General features: G+C 74.6%; 1 protein-coding gene. It reads left to right on the top strand.

Annotated elements, in window-relative coordinates; genetic code table 11:
- Positions 1-142 precede the first annotated feature (142 nt).
- Positions 143-4,507: cation-translocating P-type ATPase (locus tag A9X04_RS00230; protein ID WP_067916626.1), on the top strand; the 4,365-nt coding region annotated here is incomplete at its 3' end.

Raw genomic sequence — 4,507 nt, 5'->3', positions numbered from 1 at the left:
TTCTACAGCGAGCCGATGCGGGTGTTCGGCCAGCCCTACCGCACCCGGGGTCTGCATCACCGCATTCAGCGGCGCGCCGCGCGCTTCACCCAAGTGCGGGCGTCCGCTGCGAGGAGTCGGACCAGGGTCAATGCTAGGTAGTGTGAACACGATGATCACGCGACGTGGTCTGCCCGGATTGGGTCTGCTGACAGCGCCATTGCGCGCAGCCGCGGTAAGCACCGAGCTGGCGTTCACCGCGAGCGCGGTCGTCGCGGGCACTGCCGCAAGCACCGCTCTGCTTGGCGGCAATGTGGCGGTAAGCGCGGGCAGGGCACTGGCCCGCGCCACGCCCGACGTTCCCGCCCTAACCCGCGCGGCGGCGGGCGCGGTCCTCGAGGCAGTGGGTGGCCCCCCGCCCCGGCGCGTCAGCGACAACGGGCCCAGGCGATGGATCGAGGTGCGCGGCCTCGACGGCGAACACGGCCCGGCGATCGCCACCGACGTGTTGGCGGCCGTCCGGGCGATGCCCGGGGTGCAGCAGGCCTACCTCAACCGCACGCTGGCGCGCGTGGTGGTGACCGTGGCCGACGACGGGCCGTCGGCGGCCGCCCTGTGCCGGAGCGTCGCGGCCGCGGAACGACGCGGCGGACGGCGGGCGGGCAGGGCCCTGCCGGCCAGCCTGCCCGGCGACGACGCGCTGCTGATGGGCCGGATGGTGGCGGCCACGGCCGCCTCCGTGGGCCTTGGCCTTTCGCTGACCGGCAGCCTGCTGCGGCTGCCCCGGCTCCCCGACTTGGTGGCCGTGCCCCCGACCGTGGCCGACCACCTGCCGCGGCTGCGCCGCGAGCTGGAGCGACGCCTCGGGCCCGAGGGCACCGATGTGTTGTTCGGCATCGTCAACGCCACCTCCGCGGCCCTGACGCTGTCACCCACGGCGGCGGCCGCCGAGGCCGCCACCCGCACCATGCTGGCCGCCGAGGCGTGGAACGGCAGGCTGGCCTGGATCCGGCACGAGCCCGGCTTGGCCGAGCGGCCGGTGGCCGACGACGGGGTCTCGGCCCCCGTCGGCAACCCGGCCCCGCCGGACGGGCCCGCGGAGCGCTACGCCAACCGCGCCGGCCTGGCCGGCATCGGCGCCGCCGCCGCGGTCGGCCTGCTCACCCGCAACCCGGACGCCGCCGGCGCGGCCGCGCTGGCCGCCGTCCCCAAGCCCCTGCGGTCCGTGCGGGAAGCGTTCGGCTGCACGATGAACCGCGGCCTCTCCGGCCGCCACGACGCGCTGGTGCTGCGGCCCCGGGTGTTGCGGACGCTCGACCGGATCGACGCGATCATGGTCGACCCTCGGGCGCTGTACACCGACGAACTGACGGTGAGTCGCGTGCTCGGGGTGGAGAATTCGGACCGCGCCCACGCCTGGGAAGCGGTCCGCGCCGCGCTCGACAACGACGGCCTGCAGCCCGGCTGGCACCAGCTGGCCGACATCGCCGGGGCCGGCAGCGTCGGCGAGGCGCTCATCAGCCCCGTCCGCGACCCGCTCGCGGCGGCGGTGCTCACCGAGGCGCGGCGGTCACAACCGCGCGTCTATTCCCTCGACGACGACGGATTGCGCTCCCTGGCACAGGGTTTCGACGAGTTGTATCCCGCGGCCGAGCCGGGCGGGTCGATCGACCACGCGGTAGCGGCGGCCGTGGCCGAGCTGAAGGCCGCGGGGAACACCGTGGCCCTGCTGACCACATCGGAGATGCGCGCCGCGCACCGGTCCGACGTGACGATCGGCCTGCTGCGGCCCCGACATCCCCCGCCCTGGGCCGCCGACGTGATCGCGAACGACCTGACGGGGGCCTGGCGCCTGTTGCACGCGTTGCCCGCCGCGCGCGCGGCCACCGACGGGGCAGTCCGGTTGTCCGCGTCGGCGTCGACGCTGGGCGCGTTGATGCTCATTCCCGGTGTGCCCGGGCGCAGTTCGGCCTCGGTCAACGTCGGCATGGTGGCCAGCCTGTGGTTCGGGTACCGGGCGGCCGTCAAGACCCTCCGGGACCCGCTGCCGGAGCCCGAAACCAGCCACGACTGGCACGCCTTGCCGGTCGCCGAGGTGCAGCGGCTGTTGCCCCGCCCCACCGAGGAGGACCGCGAGGAGGCGGCCGCGTGGTGGCGGCAGGTGCCGCCCCTTCGCGCGCTGCACGACGCGGGCGCGGCGTCGTGGGGGACCATCCACGACTTCGCCGACGAGATGCGCGGCGACCTGGCGGACCCGATCACCCCGCTGCTGGCCACCGGCGCGGCGGCCAGCGCGCTGCTCGGCTCCCTGCTGGACGCGGTGCTGGTGGGCAGCGTGCTGCTGGTCAACGCCGCCCTGTCGGCCGAGCAGCAGCTGCACGCCGAACGCACCCTGAATCGCCTGCTGGCCGTGCAGGATCCGCCGGCGCGACGACGGGTGGGCCCGCTGGACAAACAGCGCCGCGAGAAGGTGCCGACCAAGCGGCTGCGGCTGGGCGACATCATCGAGGTCCACGCCGACGAGGTGGTGCCCGCCGACGCCCGGCTGCTGCACGCCTCGAACGTGGAGGTCGACGAGTCGACGCTGACCGGCGAATCGCTGCCGGTGGCCAAGCAGACCGAACCCACGCCGGGGGCACCGCTGGCCGAACGGACCTGCATGCTCTACGCCGGCACCACGGTGGTAGCGGGCACCGCGATCGCCGTGGTGACGGCCGTGGGTTCGCGGTCGGAGATGCGCCGGGCGCTGGCGATGGCGCCCAGGAAACTGCAGGAGATCGGCCTGCAGCGACAGTTGCGGCACATCACCCGCCGGGCCCTGCCGTTCAGCGTGGCGAGCGGCGGCCTGGTCGGCCTGCTCAGCGTGGCACGGGGCACCGGGTTGCGCGAGGCGGTGTCCAGCGCGGTCACGCTGATCGTCGCGGCCATCCCGGAGGGGTTGCCGCTGGTCGCGACGCTGGCCCAGCTGGCGGCCGCGCGCCGGCTCACCGGCGAGTCGGTGCTGATCCGCAACCCGCACTCGGTGGAGGCGCTGGCCCGGCTGGACGTGGTGTGCTTCGACAAGACCGGGACCCTGAGCGAGAACCGGCTGAAGGTCAAGGCGGTGCACCCGATGAAGGGGCAGACCCCCGGTGCGGTGCTGGACGCGGCGTTGAGCACCAGCTACGCCAGGCACACCCACCGTGTCGACCACGCCACCGACGACGCGATACAGCGGGCCGCCGGTGATCCCGCCCTGCGCGGCGACGGCTCCGAGCCGCAGCGGCTGACCCGGGACGCGTTCCTGCCGTTCCAGTCCGGCCGCCCGTTCGCGGCCGCACTGGTCGGCACCCGGCTGACCATCAAGGGTTCACCCGAGGTGCTCGCGTCGGCGCTGCTGCACGACGACCACCCGTTGACGCAGCAGGTCGACGAGATGGCGACCAAGGGGTTGCGGGTGCTGGCGGTGGCCGAGCGCCAACTCAGCGCGGACGAGGCGGCGGCCGCGGCGGCCGATCCCGACCGGCTGGAGGCCCTGTGCTCCTCCGGGCTCACCCCGATCGGGCTGCTCGGGCTCGCCGACACCCCGCGGGCCGCTGCCCCCGGGCTGCTGAAGGAACTCGCCGCGCGCGACATCGGCGTCCGGTTGATCACCGGTGATCACCCGGCGACCGCGGCGGTGATCGCCCAGGAACTGGGCCTCGATGTCACCGCCGACCAGGTGATCACCGGCGCAGACTGGGAGGCACTCTCCGCCGACGGGCGGGCCGCCGCGGCGGCCTCGCGGGTGGTCTTCGCCCGTATGACGCCGGAACACAAGATCGACGTCGTGCAGACCCTCGAGCGGGCCGGGCTGGTGACCGCCATGGTCGGCGACGGCGTCAACGACGCCGCCGCGATCCGGGCGGCCAGCGTGGGCATCGGCGTGGCGGCGCGGGGCAGCGACGCGGCCCGCACGGCCGCCGACGTGGTGCTGCTCGACGAACGGATCGAGGCGCTGCTCGACGCGCTCGACGAGGGCGAGCAGCTGTGGCGGCGCGTGCAGTCGGCGGTGTCGATGCTGCTGGGCGGCAACCTCGGTGAGGTGTGCTTCGCCCTGTTGACCACCATCCTGACCGGGCGTTCGGTGCTCAACGCCCGCCAGATGCTGTTGGTCAACATGCTGACCGACGCGCTGCCCGCCGCCGCACTGGCCGTCAGCCCCCAGACCGGCACGGCCGACGTCGACCGCGACGAGGCGGCGATGTGGCGGGCGATCGGCATCCGTGGGGCGGCGACCACCATCGGCGCCACGGCGGGCTGGACGATGGCCCGCGTGACCGGCCCGCCGGGCCGCGCGGCGACGGTCGCCCTGGTCGCGCTGGTCGGCGCGCAACTCACCCAGACCCTGGTCGACTCGCGCGCCCCGCTGGTCGTGCTGACGTCGGTCGGCTCGCTGGGCGTGCTCGCGGTGGTGATCAGCACCCCGGGCCTGAGCCAACTGTTCGGCTGCACGCCGCTAGACCCGCTGGCCTGGGGTCAGGGCCTGCTGGCGGCGGCGACGGCCAGC

The sequence above is a fragment of the Mycobacterium sp. E3247 genome (assembly GCF_001667785.1).
Taxonomy (GTDB): domain Bacteria; phylum Actinomycetota; class Actinomycetes; order Mycobacteriales; family Mycobacteriaceae; genus Mycobacterium.
Note: the sequence above shows the minus strand (reverse complement) of the source record. Positions and strands in the feature narration are given on the sequence as shown.